We start from the raw sequence: 20693 nt of genomic DNA on the forward strand, positions 1-20693 counted from the left end.
CACAATGAATAAAGTAATCAGGAAAACGATGACGGCGATCGCAATGGTGGTAGATTTTTTCATATGATACTTTCAAAGAATTAAAGAGTTCAATGCGCAAAACTGGCGCGTATGCTTAAACGTGATGCTTTCCAGGCCGGATAAGCTGAAGCCAAAACAGCGCCACTTGTGACAATTAAGAACCATATCCACAAAGACTTTTGTGAGATGACCAGAGGGAAGGCTTCGTCAAATAGCAGATTACCCAAAAATGCGCTTATGCTTGCTGACAAAGGCAGCGCCATGGCAACGGCAAGGCCAAAGCTCATCAGGGCGATGAACAAGCCTTCTGTAATGACGTTGCGTATCACAACACCTGGGCTGGCACCGATGCTGCGCATGACGCCAAATTCACGAGTACGTTCGGCTACATTGCTAGTCATGGATGAGCCCAGGCCAAGTACGCCAACAAGCGCCATCAGGATAGAAATAAACAGCAAGGCGTTGACCAGAAGATCAAAGTGATCGTCAACTTCCTGGCGCAGCATGTTTTCTGTAATGCTCGCGCTGATGCGAATTTCTTGCCTGCCGAGCGCTGCCTCAATTTGTTTTGTCATTGCCGCTACCGTTTTTGGATCATGTTGATCCATTACTACACGAAAGCTTCTGTAAAGCTCACTCTGGCTGGTCAATTTGGCGTAGGTGGCAGGTGAGACGTAAGCCATTGCGCCAGTCATTTTCTGTCTGGCGATACCGACCACGCGCAAGCTGGCTGTCTTGTCACGTACTCCCAGGGTAATGGTGTCACCAACGATAACTTTGGGAAATGATTCCAGCGCCTTGTTGTTTAAGACTACTGTGTCAAGGTCATTTCCTGCGCTACTCTTTACTTCACTAAGCCACTGCCCATTTTGCATGGTTAGGCTGATCAGTTTGCTACCATCGGGAATAGCGGTCACATTGAGTGAGCCGTGGCCGCCGTCAGGATAGGTTCTTTCTATATTCAAACCGTCTGTCCTGTGTCGGGCCACTGCGCTACTACTCCAGGCTTCGACCAGGTTCACACCAGAGATGGTGCCAACAATGCGAATGATTCTATTCTTGTCTTCTGGCTTGCTTAAATGGATTTCAAGGTCATAGTGGCGTTCTGCGGCTGCTTCCACCAGATGTTCCTGCGATGCCTTCCTGACGTTAAGACTGCTGATAAACATCGCCCCGGCAGTCGCTAACAAAGCCAGCGTGAGTAGCAAGCGACCACGGCTTCTGAAGCTGTTTCGTAGTGACATCAGCATGCCGCGATCCAGTCCAGGTAAATGAGATAGCCATTTGCCAAAAGCTTTTTCTGCAAAATATTTTTGTTTGCTACCAAAGTCAGTCATTGCAGTATGTGCGCTTACATTGCATGCTCTGGAAATAGGTACTACTGCCATGCAAAGAGGAACTAGTACTCCAGCCATGATCAGTACCAGATATACGTAGTCAGGGACTGCGCCACTATTCATATTGAAATTAAGTACACTCACTAAAATTTGCTGAGAAAAGGCGCGACCTGCCGCCAAGCCAGCTGGTGCGCCTATGCAAGTCGCCAGCAAACCTATGATTAAGACGAAGCCGAGATATAAGGTGGAGATTTGCGAAGTTCGCGCGCCTATGGTTTTCATCACACCTATCTGGCGCACCTGTTGCGCTAGCATGCTTTCGATGATAGTCGCGGTAAGCACAGCACTTAGCACCAATGCAATGCCACTAAACACTAGCAACATTCCCAGTATGGAAGTCATGATCAGTTGGTGCGGATGTTCACCGGGTGGCGGTATTCTGATGCGTTCTACGACATGTCCTTGTTGCTGTATCCAAAGTGCTAGGCTGCAGGCAAGCTGCTCGATGGCGTCGATGTCAAAGGGGTTGTCGCGGATGGTAATTTTTAAATCATGCATACCATCCCTGATACCCATGGCTGCCATGGTATCGGGCGTTGCGTAGGCAAAGGCATACATGCTGGGTACAGGCACGCCCGGATCATGTGCACTGCCAGAGACAGCTATTTGGCGTTGGCTGCCATCAGTCATTTTCAATTGCAGGACATCACCTGCTTTCAACTTCAATTTTTTTAAAGAATCTTTTTCTAATAATAACGTGCCTGGCGGTGGTGGCCATGCACCAGTTTCTGGAAAAATACTATTGATGCGCAGTTCTTTAAAGTCATCGACAATCATCAAGTTGAGCGCTTGCAAACGACCATCTGCCAGTTGTATGCCCGCATCCACTTTCGCACTGGCTTGTGCAGCCGCTATGCCAGGGAAATTTCGTATCGACTGTATCAACTGAGCATCGATATTATCTATCCTTAGCGTGGCGGAAGCTGGATTGGTAGCCAGATAGTTTTGCCGGATTTCACGTATTAATATCGTATAGCTGCTGAGCATGGTGGCAAGGCCAAACACACCGGCAGCGATGGCCAGTATCATCATGGCAGTGCGACCAGGTGCTAATTGCGCGTCGCGCGTCAGTTTCATCCAGCGAGTGTTAAGCAACATATTGCCTCCCGCAATTTGTGTCAGAAATGAGGTCTGCTGGATTGAGAAACTCGCCATCGGCCATGGTGAAGCTGCGGCTAAAATAGTGGCTATAGTCACGCTCGTGGGTCACCATCAACACGGTTTTTCCTTCCACCACCAATTGTGCAAATAATTGCATGATGCTATTTGCCGTTTCCGTATCAAGATTGCCGGTAGGTTCATCTGCCACCAAAATCTGCGGATCATTTGCCAGCGCCCTGGCGATGGCAGCGCGCTGTTGCTGACCACCAGACAAGCTGCTGGGCAATTTATCAGCTTGCTCGCCTATACCCAGCTTTTCAAGCAGAGCGATGGCGCGCAGCCTACGTTCCCGCGGCAGGTACGTATGGCAAAAATCCATAGGGAGCATGACGTTTTCGGCTATGGTCAAGGTGGGGAGAAGTTGAAAAAATTGAAAAATAATGCCAATGTTTTTACCGCGCCAGGTCGCCAGTTCACTCTGCTTTAAAGTGTGTACAGGAGTTGCTCCTATAAATATTTCTCCTGAGTTGATGTGGTCTATGCCTGTCATGACGTTCATCAAAGTCGATTTTCCACTGCCAGATTTACCGATGATGGCAACAAATTCCCCTTCTCGTATCTCCAGGCTGATTTTTTTAAGTGCCGTGAATGCACCTGATGCAGTCTCATATTTTTTGCATATGTCTTTTAATACGATCAATTGTCTTGCTATTGTTTGTATTGGCATTTTTTTTCCATATGGTTTGATAGACGCATTTGCCAGCGGGATACTGTGCAGAACTGCGACTGAAGCTATTTAATTCCTGCGGTGTTTCTGTTGTGTGTCAGTGCATGGCATTTCTTGCAACGCCGTGTTTCCAGGGATGCTCAGAAACATTTCAGAAACAAATATGGGGAAAAAAGGCACCGATTTGATGAATAAATCAGTTATAAAGCAAGCTATGGATAAAACAGATCATTTACTGATCGTCGATGATGATGAAGAAATTCGCGATCTATTAAAGCGCTACCTTGAAAAAAGTGGTTTCAAGGTGAGCGTTGCCGCCAATGGGCGGCAGATGCGCAGCATACTTGCTGCTGGAGGCATAGACCTGATCGTGCTCGATTTGATGATGCCGCATGAGGACGGTCTTAGCCTGTGCCGCGAGTTGACGGCAACGCAAGTGCAACCAGTTCCTATCTTGATGCTGACGGCCAGGAATGAAGAGGCAGACCGCATTCTGGGCCTAGAAATGGGTGCGGACGATTACCTGACCAAACCCTTTGCGACGCGTGAATTGCTGGCACGCATACGCGCCATCTTGCGCCGTACCCGAATGATTCCGGTGCAATTACGTGAGATCAGTGGTGGCCGCATGCTGGGTTTTGGTGTCTGGGTCGTGGATACGCATGCCCGACAGTTAATTGACGACAGTGGCGCGATTGTTTCTTTGAGCGGTGCCGAATATCGCCTGTTACGGGTTTTTCTCGACCATCCACAGCGCGTACTCACGCGTGACCAATTGCTCAACCTGACACAGAACCGGGACGCGGACTATTTTGATCGTTCCATCGATATACTGGTCAGTCGTTTGCGCAAGCGCCTGCGTGACGATTCGCGAGAACCCCAGTACATTAAGACGCTGAGAAGTGAAGGTTATATTTTTTCGAGTACGGTAGAACACCGGGATGATCAGTCATGACCGAGTTGAAACCGAAATTACAAGGTATCTGGCCCAATTCATTATTTTCACGCCTGGCTTTTGTATGGATATTAGCTTTATTGCTTGGACATCTTATCAGCAACGTATATGGATACATTTCTATCCATGAAGATCAGATTGCCCGCACAGATTATTACCTGACAAAAGATTTATCAGTACTGTTGCCCATTCTTGACACGGCCACGCCATCGGAACGCAAGCTTTGGATGGAGAAAATGCAGCGACATGCTTACCGCTATGAGTTAAGTACAGTTGCTCCAGATTATCTGGCAACATCAACGAGTAAATGGATAAATCCGCATCGTCGGCATGGTTTGGCCGATTCTCTCAAGGAGGAGCTGGCTACAAGCTATGCCGCGAGAAGCTCGGCTGGTCTCTTTCCGGGAGAGATGGGGCGTTTGTATTTCTCATTGAAAGACGGAACAGTATTAATTGCCATTATTAATAAAACTGTCTGGCCTATAGATTGGGGGGCAGGTTTAGTCTTCGCACTTCAAATGCTTGCGGTGATCACGTTTACCTGGCTGGCTGTAAAACAGGCGACACGCCCATTGCAGCGTTTGGCTGAGGCAGCGGATACGCTGGGTTCGTCATTACACGGTCAAGCCATTCCAGAAGATGGCCCCCGCGAAGTTGCCAGAGCCGCGGCTGCATTCAATGCCATGCAGGCACAGATCAAAGAACATCTGGCTGAGAGGGTGCAGATACTGGCTTCGATCTCACATGATTTGCAGACCCCCATTACACGCATGCGCTTGCGAGCTGAGCTAATGGATGACGGCAGCTTGCAAGAAAAAATGTTGAAAGATCTCGACGCCATGCAGCAACTGGTAGAGGAGGGGATCACCTACGCACGAAGCGTACGAAGAACCACAGAAGAAGTATGTCGCGTGGATATCGATGCTTTACTTGACAGCCTGGTCTGTGATTATGTGGATGCCCAACACGCTTTACGCCTGAGTGGGGAAATCGGCACGATACTTTCTTCAAGACCCAATACGCTCAGGCGCATCATGATTAATTTGATAGACAATGCCTTGAAATTTGCTGGAGATGTCGAGATGCAAGTTAGCAGAATATCGCCAGGACAGATATCGGTGTCGGTATTAGATAGGGGGCCAGGGATACCTGATAGTGAAATGGCTGCAGTATTGCAGCCATTCTATCGTGTGGAAAATTCGCGTAACCGCAAGACTGGCGGGACTGGTCTTGGCCTGGCAATTGCTCAGCAATTGGCACTTGCTGTAAATGGCTCCATCACATTAAGTAATCGTGACGGCGGCGGCCTGGAAGCCAAGCTGATTTTTCCTGTAGTTGCAGAAACAACATAGCTTTTTGATCTCTCAACAATGACAATTTCAATGCTTGCCTGTACTCCCAAACCCACCTTCACCACGCTCACTCTGTCCAAACTCATCGACGATATTAAAGCCTACTTGCAGCACAGGCACGATGATCAGTTGTGCCAGTCTTTCCATAGGTTGCAGGGTGAACTCTGACTGGCCACGGTTCCAGGTTGATACCATCAACTGGCCCTGGTAGTCAGAATCAATCAAGCCAACCAGGTTGCCCAGCACGATGCCATTTTTATGGCCCATGCCGCTGCGTGGCAGGATCATGGCGGCATAGCCTGGGTCGGCGATGTGGATGGCCAAACCGGTAGGGATCAGGACTGTCTGGCCGGGTTGTATGGTAATCGCTTCATCTATGCAGGCACGCAGGTCGAGGCCGGCGCTGCCAGGTGTGCCGTAGGCTGGCAGCATGTCTTTCATGCGGCTGTCGAGAATTTTCAGGTCTATGTTTTTCATGGTATTGAGAAAAAATAATGCTCAAAGAGCGGGCGCTCTTTGAGCAGGTAGGGGAGATTTAAATGAGGCTGGAACGCAAGGCGATTTCTGCCACCAGTTGTTGAGCCAGCGCTTGTTTGTCTGCGCGCGGCAAAGTAGTGTGGCCGTGCACGTCAAACAGCACCAGCTCGTTCTCATCCTTGCCAAAGGTGTGATGGCCGATATTACCAACCAGCAGAGGCACGTCTTTCTTCTGGCGTTTGGCAGCGCCATACTGCAAAAGGTTTTCTGATTCTGCGGCAAAGCCTACGCAATAAGGTGCATTCGGCATGGCGGCGACGCTGGCCAATATGTCAGGGTTTTGCGCAAACTGCAGTTGCGGCGCATCGCCTTCACTGGTCTTTTTCAGTTTCTGCGTGCTGGCATTGGCAACGCGCCAGTCGGCGACGGCGGCAACGGCAACAAACACATCCTGCTTGTGCTGCCTGAGTTGAGCCACTACGGAATCAAACATTTGCTGCGCAGTTTGCACGTCAATGCGGCGCACGCCATATGGCGCATCGAGTGCCGTAGGGCCGGAGACGAGGGTGACAATGGCGCCGGCTTCCCAGGCGGCCTGCGCAATCGCATAACCCATCTTGCCAGATGACAGATTGGTGATGCCACGTACCGGGTCTATTGGCTCAAATGTAGGCCCAGCGGTGATCAGTACATGTTTGCCCGCCAGGGTCTTGGCCTGGAAGGAGGCGATGATTTCTGTCAGTAATTGCTCGGGTTCCAGCATGCGGCCCATGCCGGTTTCGCCACAAGCCTGGTCGCCGGCAGCAGGACCTAGCAGATGTATGCCATCTGCCCTGATCTGTTGCACATTGCGTTGCGTGGCCGGGTTTTGCCACATCTCTACATTCATTGCCGGAGCGATGAGCAGGGGTAAACTGGCGGGGCGGGCAACGCACAGGGTGGACAGTAAATCATTGCAGGCACCATGTGCCAGCTTGAAGATAAAGTCCGTGCTGCAAGGCGCGATGACGATGGCATCTGCATCGCGCGTCAGGTCTATGTGCGGCATATTGTTATTGACGCGCGCATCCCATTGGTCGGTATAGACCGTATTGCCAGACAGGGCTTGCATGGTCACCGGCGTGATGAAATGGGTTGCAGATTCTGTCATCACCACCTGTACATCTGCACCGGCCTTGCCGAGTGCCCGCGTCAGTTCTGCAATCTTGTAGCAGGCTACGCCGCCAGTCAGGCCCAGAACAATCTTTTTACCAGCCAGTCGCAGACTCATGGTGCTACTCCTTATTTTTTGACGCGGCGTAATTCATCTACTATGAATAATGCAGCACCTACGCAAATCGCGCTGTCAGCGATGTTAAATGCCGGGAAATGGTAAATTTCCAGGTAATGAAAATCCAGAAAATCAATGACATGGCCATACAACACCCTGTCGATAACATTGCCGAGGGCACCACCCATGATTAGCGCCAGTGCAGTGCAAAACAGTTTTTGTCCTGCATGGCGCTTCAGCAGGTAAGTGATATACGCAGCTGCGATCAAACCGATAGCAGTAAAGAAATAACGCTGCCAGCCTGCTTCTGCGGCCAGGAAGCTGAAAGCGGCTCCCTTGTTGTACACCAGTGTCAGGTTGAAAAATGAGGTAATGCTCAGGGTTTCGGCATAAGCAAAGGCCTTGCTGATCGTGATTTTTGTGACCTGGTCCAGCAAGATAATGATGGCGGCCAGACCCAGCCAGGGTATCAGGCTGGAACCAGAGGACTTGGTACCTGAAGAATTATTTGATGCAGCCGGACGTTTTTTGGTCGCCATGGATATTGAACTCTTGTGAAGTCTTGATTAATGCAGGCAGGAGCAGGTTTGCACCTGCTCCACCCGCGCAACTACATTGCAACTACATTTTTACTATGCAAAGCGACGCGCTTCACCAGCGCCAAACAGATTACTGACACAGCGGCCGCACAGGCCAGCGTGTTCAGCATTGTTGCCTACATCTGCACGATAATGCCAGCAACGCTCGCATTTTTCGTATTTGGATGGCGTGACGACCACGGTTTCTTCCGCTTCGTTGGCAACCTGTTCCACACCTGCTGCAGAGGTGATCAATGTGAATTTCAAGTCATCGGCAAAGCTGTTCAATACATCAAACTTGTTGCCGCTGGCCTTGATTGTCACTTCTGCCTGCAGGGATGAACCTATGCCACCGGCAACACGTACTTCTTCCAACTGCTTGGTGACATCTGTACGCACTGCACGCAGGGCTGCATATTTAGCCAACAAGGCTTCTGCATCTGCAATCTCAGGCAAGCCGTAATAAGTTTGCGTGAAAATGGTTTCATCGCTGTCTTTGTAGGCATCGGCAGCGGCGAAGAACTGCCATGCTTCTTCAGCAGTGAAAGACAGCATCGGTGCCATCAGACGCAACAGCGATTGCGTGATATGCCAGATTGCAGTTTGTGCAGAACGGCGTGCATGCGAAGTCGTGCCGCTGGTATATAAACGGTCTTTCAGGATGTCGAGATAGAAACCACCGAGATCTTCTGAACAGAATGATTGCAATTTGCTGACCACAGGGTGGAATTCAAATGCATCAAAATGTGCCAGGATATCTTTTTGCAGTGCCGCCATATTGGCGATGGCGTAGCGATCTATCTCCAGCAACTCATTGATCACAACAGCATCTTTTGCTGCATCAAAATCAGAGGTGTTAGCCAGCAAGAAGCGCAAGGTATTACGGATGCGACGATAGGCCTCCGTCACACGTTTCAGGATTTCGTCAGAGATCGACAATTCACCAGAGTAATCAGAAGACGCTACCCACAGCCGCAAGATGTCAGCACCCAGGGTGCTGGAGATTTCTTGCGGCTCCATACCATTTTTCAAGGACTTGGACATTTTCCGACCTTGACCATCGACGACGAAACCATGTGTCAGCAAGGCTTTGTAAGGTGCGCGGCCGTCCAGCATCGACGCTGTCAACAGAGAAGAATGGAACCAGCCGCGATGCTGGTCTGAGCCTTCGAGATACAGGTCTGCCGGAAAGGCTGATTGCTCTTTGTGCGACCCACGCAAGACGGTCTGATGTGTTACGCCAGAATCAAACCACACATCCAGCGTATCGCGGTTCTTGACATACATGGCTGCTTCATCGCCGAGCAAATCAGCAACTTCGATTTTTTGCCAGGCTTCTATGCCTTCTTTCTCTATGCGCAGTGCGATCTGTTCCAGCAGCTCAGGTGTGCGTGGATGCAATTGGCCAGTTTCCTTATGCAGGAAGAAGGCCATAGGCACACCCCATTGACGCTGGCGTGACAAGGTCCAGTCAGGACGGTTGGCGATCATGCCATGCAGACGGGCCTTGCCCCATGCCGGGAAGAAGGCAGTTTCATCGATGGCTTTCAATGCTGTCTGACGCAGGCTGTCACCGCCGGCTTTGGGCGTATTGTCCATGCTGGCAAACCACTGTGACGTGGCGCGATAGATGATCGGTGTCTTATGACGCCAGCAATGCATGTAGCTATGCTCAAACATCTTGAATGAGAACAGGGTACCCGCTTCGCGCAGCTTGTCGCAGATAGGTTTGGATGCTTCCCAGATCGTCATGCCAGCAAAGAAAGGCAGGCTGGATGCGAATTTGCCATCACCCATGACTGGGGCGATGATATCGTCATCCTTCATACCATGTGCCTTGCATGACTGGAAATCTTCGATACCGTAGGCTGGCGCAGAGTGGACCACACCAGTACCGGTTTCTGTACTCACATATTCACCCAGATAGACTGGAGAAAAACGGTCATAGCCAGCATCCAGTGCTGACAATGGATGTTTGAATTTGATTTCAGACAAGTCCGCACCAAGGCAGGTGGCGATGACTTCACCTGTCAGACCATAGTTGGTCAGGCTGGCTTCGACCAGGTCTTTTGCCAGTATCAGCAGGATGTCTTCACCTTCGCGCTGGGTCTTGACCAGGGCGTAAGTGATTTCCGGGTGCATGTTCAGCGCCTGGTTGGATGGGATGGTCCATGGCGTTGTAGTCCAGATGACGCAGTAACCTTTGTCCAGCGGTAGCTTGTCCAGTTTGAAGGCGGCAGCCAGTTTTTCTGGCTCAGCAAACGGGAAGCCAACATCGATGGATGGATCACGCTTGTTTTCATATTCGACTTCAGCTTCCGCCAGAGCAGAGCCGCAATCAAAACACCAGTTGACTGGTTTCAGGCCACGATAGACGTAGCCTTTTTCCAGCAATTTGCCGAGTGCGCGCAATTCGTCCGCTTCATTGCCAAAGGCCATGGTTTTGTACGGGTTATCCCATTCGCCCAATACACCCAGACGGATGAAGCCAGCTTTTTGTTTTTCTATCTGTTCGTTCGCATACACGCGTGCCTTGGCATGCACTTCTGCCACTGGCAGATTCTTGCCAAACAGTTTTTCCACCTGGATTTCGATAGGCATGCCATGGCAATCCCAGCCTGGCACATACGGTGCATCAAAGCCAGCCATGGTGCGGGCTTTGACGATCATGTCTTTCAAGATCTTGTTAACGGCGTGGCCCAGATGGATATCACCATTGGCATACGGTGGGCCGTCATGCAGGATGAATTTCGGACGACCGGCAGATGCCTTGCGCACGCGTTCATAGATTTTCTTGTCTTGCCATTCCTTGACCCATTTGGGTTCGCGCTTGGCCAGATCGCCGCGCATGGGGAAGGTGGTTTCGGTCATATTGACCGGGTATTTACTGGCAGTTTTTGCCGCTTTGTTTTCAGACATAATGAGTTTTCTATTTTTAAAATCGGGATGAAGTCACAACAAACTACAAGGAATTAAAACGATGTGTGAGCTTCAAATTCGGTCAGTGGCAGAGCGGGCAGGGCGGCGGCTGTCGGCAAAATAGGCACGTGCCTTTTCAGCGTCCTTGTTGATGGCCGCAGTCAGGGTAGGCAGGTCTATGTATTTTTCTTCGTCGCGCAGTTTTTTCAAGAACTCTATCTGCACGACTTTGCCGTAGGCATGACCGCTGTAATCAAATACATGGGTTTCTAGCAGCACACGGCCACTGTCATCAACAGTAGGGCGTACGCCGAGACTGGCAACGGCGGGCAAGGGATGCTCAGCCAGGCCATGCACCTGTACTATGAAGATGCCATGCAGGGCAGGGCGGTGATGGACTATACGCAGGTTCAGCGTAGGAAAACCTATGGTGCGTCCCAGCTTTTGACCATGCACCACATGGCCTGAAATACGGTAAGGGTGACCCAGCAAGGCTTCTGCCTCATCAAAATCACCATTGGCCAGCGCAAGGCGAACTGCAGATGAGGAAATGCGTACGCCCTTGTTTTGTACTGAGGGCAGCGTCTCTACGGTAAAACCATGACGCAAGCCTGCTTCGGTCAGGGTGGCGACATCGCCAGCGCGTTTGGCACCAAAGCGAAAATCTTCACCGACCATGACCCATTTCACATGCAGGCCATCGACCAGCACTTTTTCTATGAAATCTTGCGGTGACAATGTAGCAAAGTGGGCATTGAAATGTTCAACGATGACGCGATCTACGCCAGCAGCCTGTAATGAAGCCATGTTGTCGCGCAAATTGGCGATGCGGGTAGGTGCCTTCGACAGATCACCCAGCATCTGGGCAAAGAATGCACGTGGATGTGGTTCAAATGTCATGACGGCAGCTTCTATGCCCAGACGTGTGGCCGCATCCCGCAAATGGGCAAGCAAAGTCTGGTGGCCCAGATGCACGCCATCAAAATTGCCTATCGCCAGCGCACAGGGGGCACGGGAGGCTGCATTTGGAAGTCCGCGAAATACCTTCATTGTTTCCAGAAAACTGCTGCAAAGCCGTAGATTATAAATGCTTTCGTCTGGCTATAGACCTGATCTGAGGTGGAAATGTAAATTTCACAAGGGTTTAATTTGTGAAATCATCCGATTTCTCAGCATTTGGCGCATGAATCAATGATGATGTGACCACAAAACATCATTGGAACTCAGATAGGAGGCAACGGCTTCCTTATTACCAGTCGCATGTTTCATGATCTCGCCGCAGCTGCAAATGCCTTGATAGGGTTGAATGTGCGAGCAGGCTGAAACTTTTTGCAGGAAAACCTGGACGGATTTGCTGCAATTTTTACATTTAAAGGTCAGAATGCGGGCGGGTTTGTTGATCATGATGCTAATTTTCTAAACAATTAATCAATTCATGTGGTCAGTGTTTTGATAGCTACTGACCACAAATACAAATGCTATTTTAATTTCAAACGCCATAATGAAGTAACTTCTTTGACGCGGGCAGCATGCAAGGGATCGTTTTCATCTGTGGATTTTGGATGGCGCGGTTTGATATCCATCTTGCCAGCTACTGTCAGGCCACCTGCATCTATCCATCCTTGCAACTCTGCCGCAGTACGCAGGGCCAGGTGTTCGGCAAAGTCTGACATGACCAGCCAGGCTTCACCCTGTGGCTCCAGATGTTCTGCCACGCCAGCCAGAAAACCGCGCAGCATGCGGCTGTCAGGGTCATACACAGCATATTCTATCGGTGAGTTAGGACGTGCTGGCAACCATGGCGGGTTACACACTATCAAAGGCGCGCGTCCTGGCGGGAACAAGTCTGCCTGCACCAATTCAATCTGGCTGGACAAACCCAGTCTGTCTATGTTTTCACGGGCACAGGCGAGGGCGCGCTGGTCCTGGTCGGTAGCGATGATCTTTTTGACGCCACGTTTGGCCAGCAAGGCAGACAGCACACCAGTGCCGACACCAATATCAAAAGCCAGTGTCGTCGATGGCAGCGGGGCTTTTGCCAGCAAATCTATGTATTCACCACGTACTGGAGAAAACACACCGTAGAAAGGGTGGATTTTTGCACCCAGCGCAGCGATCTCTACGCCATTCTTGCGCCATTCATGTGCACCTATCAAACCCAGCAATTCACGCAGGGAAGCCACAAAGGCTGTGCTGGGCTCGCCATAGACTTCGCGGCAGGCTAGTGTTACATCCGGCGCACGGCGCAGGGTGATGCGGTAATCGGCTTCAAAGGGTATCAAGAGCATGGCCAGTACGCGCGCTCTTTGAGACTGCGCCTGGCGGTGCAGGTTGAATGCTTCTTTCGCAGATTCAGGCACCTTGGCCTTTTTGCTGGCCCTGGCTGGTTTTTTATCGATGCGGCGTGCCAGTGCCTGCAATAGCTGCTTGGCATTGTGGTAATCACCACGCCATAGCAGGGCCGTGCCTTCGCAGGCCAGCTTATAGGCGGTTTCGACATTCATGCGGTCATCGGCGATCTGCACACGCTTGGGCGCTGGTGCACCACTCTCGGAATGCCAGCGGCATGAGCGTGCTTCGTCGTTTTCTGTCCAGTGCAATTGCGGAGCGGGATCGGGGGTGTTCATATTTTTCTTTTTGTTGATTTTGTTGATGCTGCAGGTTTGCCAGTGTCTGGCCAAGGCTGGAGTGTAACAAAGAATGCTGCCTGGATGAGGGAAGTGTGAGGATGCGCACGGTTTTGCAAGCGAGTTTTCCTCATTGGGACAAACTAAAAAATCCAGATGCCAGGCGCCATCTTATGTTAACCTCATGTTTCTTAATATATTAAGCCTGCTATTAGCCTACAAGGAACTCACTATGCCTTTCCAATTTCGTCCTGTTGTTCTTGCGACTTTGTTGTCGTCATTGATTATTGCTGCTCCTCTCAGCCTGGCTGCCACTCCCTCTACCGCATTGGAAAGCAAGAAGGCAGACCTGGGTTTTGCACAGATCAAGACAGCTTTCCTCAGCGCATTGTGGCAACAAGATCCAGACATGGCGATGGCAGCAGGCCGCTACCAGGATGCAAATAAACTAGTATTGCCAAATCAGGCTACCCGCGATGCCTATGTCGCCTTCACCGATAACTGGCTGGCACAATTGAACAAGGTGGGCGCAGATGCCTTGTCCGCCAAAGAACAGACTGACCTGGCGCTGATACGCAATTACCTGAATGGCACACGATGGTATTTGACACAGTTCCGTGAATTTGAATGGAACCCTACCCAGCATAATATTGCCGGCAGTTTTGATGCCATTCTCAATACGGATTTCGCGCCGAAAGCAAAGCGGGTGCAGGTAGCAATACAGCGCCTGCAAGCAGTGCCTGCCTATTATGCAGCAGCCAAAGCCAGCATCAAAAACCCTACACCTGAGCATACCCGTCTGGCGATCAAGCAAAGTGCTGGCGCGATTTCGGTATTGGCTAATCTGGAGAAAGCAGCATCTCAGGAAAAGCTCGCAACAAAAGACAAGCAAACGCTGGAAGAGGGCTTGAAAAATGCCCGGGCTGCCGTCAATGACTATGTGCAATTTCTGGAAAACCTGGAAAAGAAACTTGATCCTGCAACGGCCCGTTCTTTCCGCATAGGCAAGGAGCTATATGAAGGTAAATTCACCGCTGATATCCAGTCTTCGCTGAGCGCAGAACAGACTTACCAACGCGCACTGATCGCCAGGGACGAAGCGCATAATAATATGGAAAAACTGGCTGACCAGCTCTGGGATAAAACCATGGGTGCGCAAGCCAAGCCTGCAGATCGCGCCAAGAAGATCGCCATGGTCATCGACAAACTGTCTGAAAATCATGTGGTCGCAAAAGACTTGTACCCTGAAATTCGCCAGCAATTGCCGCAGCTGGAAAAATGGATACGCGAACATGATCTCGTCAGCCTTGACTTGAAAAAGCCACTGGTCGTGCGCGAGACGCCAGTATATCAACGCGGCGTCAGCCTGGCCTCCATCGAAGCGCCTGGCATCTTCAGACCCAATGATAAAACCTATTACAACGTCACCCCTTTTGATGGACAACCCGCCGAGCAAGTTGAAAGCACGCTGCGGGAATACAATCACTGGGTCTTGCAAATATTGAACATCCACGAAGCCATCCCCGGCCATTACACGCAGCTGCAACATGCGAATAAATCACCGTCAGTCATCAAGACCCTGTTTGGCAATGGCGCAATGATAGAAGGCTGGGCCGTGTATAGCGAACGCATGATGCTGGAGTCCGGCTATGGCGGCAATACGCCCGAGATGTGGCTTATGTATTACAAATGGAACTTGCGCGCGGTCTGCAATACTATTCTCGATTATCAGGTGCACGTACTAGGTATGACAGAGGCAGAAGCCAAAGACTTTTTGATGAACCAGGCTTTCCAGACCAAGGCCGAAGCCGATGGCAAATGGCTGCGTGTGCAATACACATCCGTGCAACTCACCAGCTATTTCAGTGGTTATAGCGAGATACTTGAATTCCGCGAGCAACTTAAAAAACAGCAGGGCGACAAGTTCAAACTCAAGCAATTCCATGAGCAATTCCTGAGCTATGGCAGTGCGCCCGTGGGGATGATCAAGAAGTTGATGTTGAAGGATGCGGGAAAATAAAAATTTCTTAAATGAATCCGGAATAGTTGCTAGTATTCTTCTCCGTCAAAAATTATTAAGCAAAGTCGCCCGCCATGATCAGATTAAAAATATTCAATTCTATTTTAGTTCTCATGGCGATATGCCCTGGTTACGCATTCAGTCTGGAAAGTAGTATCAAGGATAAAGAACAACTACTTATCGGCACATGGCAAAAAGGTTTGACCGCTGAAATTGCTGCATTAAGCGCAGATAAACTGGCTCTTTACAAATCGTCGAGCCCTTTAGGAGAAGTGGTTCAATACAAGGCGGACCATAGTTTTGTCATGTATCCACCTTGTGGGAAAAAGGCGGAAGATTTGCGTAAACTTGGGCTGAGTTTTATTGAAGGTACCTGGCAGATCACTGATGCTGGTGATTTGGTGAGTGAAGTCAGCAATAAAGGCAAGGTCTTTACGCAAGTATCGAAAATTGATTGGATAAATGAACAGCTTGTATTGACCTTAGGAAAAGCGGGCACAGGCGATAAGATGGGAAAATATTCTGGCAAGTTCCCTCCGCAATGCTCTTAGTATTGTGCAAATCAAGCTGACATGATTCTCAACAGCAAATAGCAATGCGCCCAGATATTTATAGAGTTACCCAAATCGGTCAAGGCTTCCTGGTCGTCATGGCCAAACCCGTCGCAGGCGAATGGATAGAAGATGAATTTCGCGGGATCTCACAATTCGGTATAAGTCGACTGGTCTCGTTGTTAGAGACCCATGAAATACGTGACCTGGGTTTGCAGGCTGCACCAGACTTATGCGCAGCAAATCAGATCAATTTTATGCATTACCCCATCAAGGACAGAGGCTTGCCATCTTCTTTTTCTGCCACGCAGAAAATAGTGAAGCAATTGCATGATGACATTCTCAAGGGGAACAATACCGTCATCCACTGTCGCGCCGGAATAGGGCGGACTGACCTGCTTGCTGCAGCAGTGTTAATACGACACGGGCTTGATGCTAATGCTGCGCTGGCAACGATCAGCAAGGCACGCGGTGTTACCGTTCCCGATACCGAAGAACAAATCGATTGGCTGAACAGGCATCAGGCCGCATTGCGCGCATGAATAGCAAAATTCTGCTCTGCGCAGATTTTGTTATTCATCTTTTTTGATAAATATTTCACTGTGGAAATTTAAATTTCCTTCAGGAAAAACATTCTCTCGTCTGTTTTGGTGCACCTACAAAAATTGTGGTGCAAAAGTCATAGAAATGCACAAAACAGATAAGCAAGAGTGGTTTTTTCACAAATTTGTTAAAAAAAGTCAAACCTTGGTAACAAAACTGACATAAGCGGATGTTAATCTAGTAATCGTTTGCGCAAACGATTGCTTAATATAACTGTCGTTAAATCTCGTTTCTGGAAAGCTGCAGACAGCATGGTGGTAAGAAAAATAGTAGAGCTGTACAAGAATGGCTGCTTACGGATATCTGAACAAAAGGCTGAAGAAAAAGAAGCGAGATAGGCGTATTCCTGAGGGGGATATGTGCAGGCAAAGTATGACTCTGCTTTGATACTTTCATCTGGATGGGGATATGTGCGAGACGGCCACATAGATCAATACTAATGAACAATCATTCAGGGGGAATATTTTTATGCAAGGTCTAGAAAAAGCCGGCAAGCTAAAAGCGCTGGCGTTGCAACTCGGTCTTATCTTCACAGTCAGTTTTGCGGGCATGGGCGCAGCCTACGCGTCTATCCCGGATCATCACGAGTTTGACGCAAGTCTGCATGTGCCATATCGCTCGGATGCAAAAGCCGGTGCCGAATCCCGCTATTTCACGATGGAGTTTGAATACCCCTACGTGACGAAAGAGCAGACCATCACCTGGCGTCTGGAATTGCTGGGCAGTGATGGCAAGGTCGTTGACCGCTGGTATGGCACAGAAAAACTGTTCAAGAAAACTGTCACCGCACAAATGTTCTGGAGTGGCCGTGGCCCAACTGGCGCAGCCTTGAAAGATGGCGTCTATCAAGTCAGGCTTACCGCCAAGGCGACGGATACATCTGCGCTGCAGGCGTCTCCCGCTGGCGATGTTGCCAGCACGGTTGAGCGCGCATTGGCTGTCCACGATACAGAAATCATTACACAAAACTGGCCGCTGCAAGTCGGCAAACTGGCAACACCAAAAATGCCAAGCTTTGCCGCCTTGCCGACCAAGGCCAGCAAGGCACTTGCCACGGCATCTACAGCCAAGTCTGTCGCAGGCATGGCACCGCCGCCAGCAGCGGCGACAGGTTCTTTGCCCTACACTATCTACTACGGCAACCTGCACAGCCAGACCAATCACAGTGATGGTGGTGGTGAGCTGACTTCATGCACAGGCGCGCAAAACCCGCAATCTGCTGCCTATGGCCCTACAGATGCGTATCAGTTTGCCTTGAACAAGGGCCTGGATTTCCTGATGACGTCTGAGCACAACCATATGTATGATGGTTCTGACAGCACGAATACTTCGGCCAACCCGGTAACAGCAAAGAACCTGTATCAGTCAGGCCTGACCGCGGCGAGCAGTTTTAATTCTGGCCATGCTGGCTTCCTGGCGATTTACGGTTTGGAATGGGGCGTCATCAACAATGGCGGCCACATGAATATTTTCAACTCCAATGAATTATTGGGTTGGGAATACAATAGCAGCAATCAGTTGATCGCCGATACACTGACTGCCAAGAATGATTATGCTGGCTTGTATACCCTGATGCGTCAGCGTGGCTGGATAGGGCAGTTCAATCATCCATCGAGCAGTGGTCAGTTCATTGTCAATGGTACTGCACTTGGCTACACCGCTGACGGTGACCAGGCCATGGTTGCCTGCGAAGTTTTGAATACTTCAGCTTTCTCGACCAACACCACAGAGACAGAAACCAGCCGCAGCACCTATGAAGGTGCATGTAACAAGGCACTGGAAGCCGGTTTCCACGTTGCATTTACGACAGACCAGGATAATCACTGTGCCAACTGGGGTGCGTCTTATACCAACCGTACCGGCATCTTGCTGGCAAACGGTGCTGCTCTGAATAATGCAAATTTCGTCGATGCCATGAAGGCACGCCGCATCTTTGCCACCATGGACAAGACTTCGCAAATCATCCTGACTGCGAATGGCCATATCATGGGTGAGCGCTTCACCAATAGTGGCCCATTGACCCTGGTCAGCAATTTCGCCAGCACCAGTGGGCGAACTGTTTCTACCGTTGTGATTTATGAAGGTGTACCAGGCCGTAATGGCACAGTCACGCAATTGTCCAGCACTGCAACGACAACGATTACCCCGGCAGTGGGTGAGCATTTTTACTATGCAAAGATCACCCAGGATGACGGTAAAATTCTGTGGTCAGCACCTATCTGGGTTACCCAGTCGAATAGTACGGACAGCACGCCACCGACAGTCAGTGCAGGCGAATCCGGTACTAGCGGTAACATCACCTTGTCTGCCAATGCGACAGATAATGTCGGTGTCAGTAAAGTTGAGTTCTATGTCGATGGTGCACTCAAAGGCACCGCTACCAGTACACCGTACAGCATGACGCTGAACTCCACAAGCTTGACAAACGCCAGCCACAGCCTGGTCGCCAAGGCCTATGATGCGGCCAATAATGTCGGTACTTCATCGGCAGTCAGCTTCACTATCAATAACCCTGTCAGTGATACGACTGCACCTACAGTGTCGGCCAGTGAAAGCGGCACAAGCGGTAACATTAGTCTGTCAGCGACAGCGACAGATAATGTGGGCGTGACCAAAGTGGAGTTTTATGTCGATGGTGCACTGAAAGCGACCAGCACAACGTCACCATACTCAACGACATTGAATTCAACTACTTTGTCAAACGGTACGCATAGCCTGGTGGCCAAAGCCTATGATGCTGCCAACAATATTGGTACTTCTTCTACCGTAAGTTTTACTGTCAATAACAGTACTTCTACACAGTTGATTACCAACGGCGGCTTCGAGAGTGGTGCCAGTTCATGGACTGCCAGCTCAGGCGTGATCAGCAACAGCGGTTCTGAAACATCGCGCACAGGCAGCTACAAAGCCTGGCTCAATGGCTATGGCAGCGCTCACACTGATACTCTGTATCAACAAGTGACTATCCCTGCCGCAGCAACATCCGCCAGCCTGAGTTTCTGGCTGAAAGTCAGCTCGGACGAAACCACTACTACCCAGGCTTACGATACTCTCAAACTGCAAATTCAAAACAGCAGTGGCACGGTACTGGCAACACTGGCGACGTACTCGAACCTGAATAAGGGTACGACCTATGTCAACAAAACCTTTGACCTGAGCAGCTATAAAGGTCAGACCATACGCGTGTATTTTGTGGGTGTTGAAGGTAGCGTGACAGCGACATCTTTCCTGATCGATGATATATCGCTGATTTCGCAATAAACTTTTTTATATGCTGAAGTAGAAAAAACGAGAAAACCCGCCAGGTCTGGCGGGTTTTTTTTATTTGTGCGATTCGCGGTAATATATGTCATCTAGCCAAGCTATCTACCCAACGAATGCCGGAGATCAAAATGAAAATCAGGTTTTATCACGCACCAGATGCAAACTGCTGCGAACGCCTGTTGTGGATACTTGACTATAAAAAAATCGCATACGAGCGCATTGATGTAGGCTTGGGTGATGTTGGTGAACAGGTCAGGTTGCTGAGCCCCTTTGCCCGCGTACCGCTGATGGAAGTCGATGGCATCGCCCTCAGTGAATCCATGGCTATGGCGGAATTCATTGAAGAGATTGCGCCCAATCCACCACTGCAATATACCGAGGCCTTCGCGCGCGCACAGGTGCGGGAGATTTGCGAGGCAGTCAATTCTTCCATACACCCCCAGCAAAATAGCAGTACCGTCCGGTTTTATCATCCCGACTGGAGCAAGGAACAGATGCGGCCAGTGCGTGCCAACTGGTTGTTTATTAATTTGGAAAAATTGCAAAATCGTTTATGGCTACAAAGTCAATTTGCAGTTGGCCATCAATTTACGATGGCAGATATTTTTGTCAGTATCATTTATCGCAAAGCATTGGACCTGGGGCGACTTGCGACTGAATTGCCACGTTACGAACAACACTGGACTTTCCTGATGTCAGATGCTGAGATACGCAATGCTTGTCCGATTGCCAGTCAGGGCGTATCTTAAATATGGCATTGCCATTGACAGAAAATCAAATCAAGATTTACGGTTGAGATCAAACTTGAATCCGCCTTTGATTTTGAGTTTG

Annotated in this window: 16 protein-coding genes; 7 read left to right on the forward strand and 9 right to left on the reverse strand. The window is 49.9% G+C overall.

All coding sequences use genetic code 11. The features are described from left to right. Window positions 1-89 precede the first annotated feature (89 nt). Together ACO0LN_RS12680 and ACO0LN_RS12685 are read right to left on the reverse strand one after the other, a co-directional pair. Window positions 90-2516 (reverse strand): ABC transporter permease, encoded by a 2427-nt coding sequence (locus tag ACO0LN_RS12680; protein ID WP_422974248.1) that lies wholly within the window; start codon window positions 2514-2516, stop codon window positions 90-92. Further along, entirely contained in the window at window positions 2506-3246 is a 741-nt protein-coding gene (locus tag ACO0LN_RS12685) for an ABC transporter ATP-binding protein (protein ID WP_422974250.1), read from the reverse strand. The genes ACO0LN_RS12680 and ACO0LN_RS12685 overlap by 11 nt, the downstream gene beginning before the upstream one ends. A gap of 214 nt (window positions 3247-3460) precedes the next feature. Here ACO0LN_RS12685 and ACO0LN_RS12690 point away from each other — a divergent pair, with 214 nt between their 5' ends. Next, window positions 3461-4201, forward strand: a complete 741-nt coding sequence (locus ACO0LN_RS12690; RefSeq protein WP_422974252.1) for a response regulator — start codon at window positions 3461-3463, stop codon at window positions 4199-4201. Beyond that, the gene (locus ACO0LN_RS12695) at window positions 4198-5553 is read left to right on the forward strand and encodes an ATP-binding protein (protein ID WP_422974254.1); all 1356 of its coding nucleotides are present in this window, start codon (window positions 4198-4200) and stop codon (window positions 5551-5553) included. Before ACO0LN_RS12690 ends, ACO0LN_RS12695 begins: the two co-directional genes overlap by 4 nt. Window positions 5554-5580: 27 nt before the next feature. On the opposite strand, the gene dut is transcribed toward ACO0LN_RS12695, so the two are convergent. The 7 genes from dut to ACO0LN_RS12730 all read right to left on the reverse strand — a co-directional run bounded on the left by dut (window position 5581) and on the right by ACO0LN_RS12730 (window position 13424). After that, window positions 5581-6030 carry a dUTP diphosphatase gene (gene dut / locus ACO0LN_RS12700; RefSeq protein ID WP_162040755.1) on the reverse strand — a complete coding sequence of 150 codons (450 nt, stop codon included), beginning with the start codon at window positions 6028-6030 and terminating at the stop codon, window positions 5581-5583. Between the two features lie 58 nt (window positions 6031-6088). Continuing rightward, window positions 6089-7294: a bifunctional phosphopantothenoylcysteine decarboxylase/phosphopantothenate--cysteine ligase CoaBC gene (coaBC, locus tag ACO0LN_RS12705; protein ID WP_422974363.1), complete on the reverse strand. Its 1206-nt coding sequence runs from the start codon at window positions 7292-7294 to the stop codon at window positions 6089-6091. A 17-nt stretch (window positions 7295-7311) separates the two neighbouring features. Further along, window positions 7312-7839: a signal peptidase II gene (gene lspA / locus ACO0LN_RS12710; protein WP_162058406.1), complete on the reverse strand. Its 528-nt coding sequence runs from the start codon at window positions 7837-7839 to the stop codon at window positions 7312-7314. 93 nt (window positions 7840-7932) lie between these two features. Beyond that, on the reverse strand, window positions 7933-10797 hold the full coding sequence (gene ileS / locus ACO0LN_RS12715) for an isoleucine--tRNA ligase (RefSeq protein ID WP_422974256.1): 2865 nt from the start codon (window positions 10795-10797) through the stop codon (window positions 7933-7935). A 72-nt stretch (window positions 10798-10869) separates the two neighbouring features. Next, window positions 10870-11847 carry a bifunctional riboflavin kinase/FAD synthetase gene (locus tag ACO0LN_RS12720; RefSeq protein ID WP_422974258.1) on the reverse strand — a complete coding sequence of 326 codons (978 nt, stop codon included), beginning with the start codon at window positions 11845-11847 and terminating at the stop codon, window positions 10870-10872. Window positions 11848-11985: 138 nt separating this feature from the next. Further along, window positions 11986-12201, reverse strand: a complete 216-nt coding sequence (locus ACO0LN_RS12725; protein WP_241458797.1) for a hypothetical protein — start codon at window positions 12199-12201, stop codon at window positions 11986-11988. A 74-nt stretch (window positions 12202-12275) separates the two neighbouring features. Next, window positions 12276-13424, reverse strand: a complete 1149-nt coding sequence (locus tag ACO0LN_RS12730; RefSeq protein ID WP_422974261.1) for a methyltransferase — start codon at window positions 13422-13424, stop codon at window positions 12276-12278. 232 nt (window positions 13425-13656) lie between these two features. Between ACO0LN_RS12730 and ACO0LN_RS12735 the strand changes: the two genes are divergently transcribed. The 5 genes from ACO0LN_RS12735 to ACO0LN_RS12755 all read left to right on the forward strand — a co-directional run bounded on the left by ACO0LN_RS12735 (window position 13657) and on the right by ACO0LN_RS12755 (window position 20611). Beyond that, on the forward strand, window positions 13657-15444 hold the full coding sequence (locus ACO0LN_RS12735) for a DUF885 domain-containing protein (RefSeq protein ID WP_422974263.1): 1788 nt from the start codon (window positions 13657-13659) through the stop codon (window positions 15442-15444). Window positions 15445-15518: 74 nt separating this feature from the next. Next, a complete protein-coding gene (locus ACO0LN_RS12740; RefSeq protein WP_422974265.1) occupies window positions 15519-15995 on the forward strand; it encodes a hypothetical protein in 477 nt (158 codons plus the stop codon). A 44-nt stretch (window positions 15996-16039) separates the two neighbouring features. After that, window positions 16040-16537 carry a protein-tyrosine phosphatase family protein gene (locus ACO0LN_RS12745; RefSeq protein ID WP_422974267.1) on the forward strand — a complete coding sequence of 166 codons (498 nt, stop codon included), beginning with the start codon at window positions 16040-16042 and terminating at the stop codon, window positions 16535-16537. 529 nt (window positions 16538-17066) lie between these two features. Then, window positions 17067-19859 carry an Ig-like domain-containing protein gene (locus ACO0LN_RS12750; RefSeq protein ID WP_422974269.1) on the forward strand — a complete coding sequence of 931 codons (2793 nt, stop codon included), beginning with the start codon at window positions 17067-17069 and terminating at the stop codon, window positions 19857-19859. A gap of 131 nt (window positions 19860-19990) precedes the next feature. Beyond that, window positions 19991-20611: a glutathione S-transferase family protein gene (locus tag ACO0LN_RS12755; RefSeq protein WP_422974271.1), complete on the forward strand. Its 621-nt coding sequence runs from the start codon at window positions 19991-19993 to the stop codon at window positions 20609-20611. Window positions 20612-20693 lie beyond the last annotated feature (82 nt).

Source organism: Undibacterium sp. TC9W (genome assembly GCF_049339865.1).
Taxonomy (GTDB): domain Bacteria; phylum Pseudomonadota; class Gammaproteobacteria; order Burkholderiales; family Burkholderiaceae_D; genus Undibacterium.